Annotated in this window: 1 protein-coding gene; it reads right to left on the reverse strand. The window is 57.7% G+C overall.

Features of this window, described 5'->3' with window-relative positions; translation table 11 throughout:
* Positions 1 to 81: 81 nt before the first annotated feature.
* A partial coding sequence (locus LZ463_RS28915; RefSeq protein ID WP_241459783.1) for a MotA/TolQ/ExbB proton channel family protein occupies positions 82 to 598 on the reverse strand: 517 nt, incomplete at its 5' end.

Raw genomic sequence — 598 nt, forward strand, 5'->3', positions numbered from 1 at the left:
CTGTTCTCTGGTTTTTCCTTTGTGTCTCTGTGCCTCTGTGGTTAAGGGTCTTGGTTTAAATCTTAAACCTGATACTGCTTATTATTTCTTAGCTGCTGTCTTGCCCATATTGCCGGACAGAACAACCGAGTGCAGGTCAGCGGAGAAGGCGCGCACTTCTTCCATGGCGCTCTTGTTGCGGCGGACCAGGAAGTTGTAACCGAGAACCGCAGGAACCGCGACCGCCAGACCAATCGCGGTCATGATCAGCGCTTCACCCACCGGACCCGCGACTTTGTCGATCGATGCCTGACCGGACATACCGATCGCTGTCAGCGCATGGTAGATCCCCCAGACGGTACCGAACAGACCAACGAACGGGGCGGTGGAGCCAACGGTTGCCAGGAAGGCCAGGCCGTCTTGCAGGCGGCTTTGGACTTTGTCGACAGCGCGCTGGATGGACATGGAGACCCAGGTGTTGAGGTCGATCTGTTCGAGCAGGGCGCCTTCGTGGTGTTCGGTGGCTTTGATGCCGGAATCAGCGATGAAGCGGAAGGGGCTGCCTTCTTTCAGGGAGGAGGCACCGGCCTGGACGGAGGCGGCTTTCCAGAATTTGGAG

It is taken from the genome of Undibacterium paludis, from assembly GCF_022568815.1.
In the GTDB taxonomy this organism is placed as follows: domain Bacteria; phylum Pseudomonadota; class Gammaproteobacteria; order Burkholderiales; family Burkholderiaceae_D; genus Undibacterium.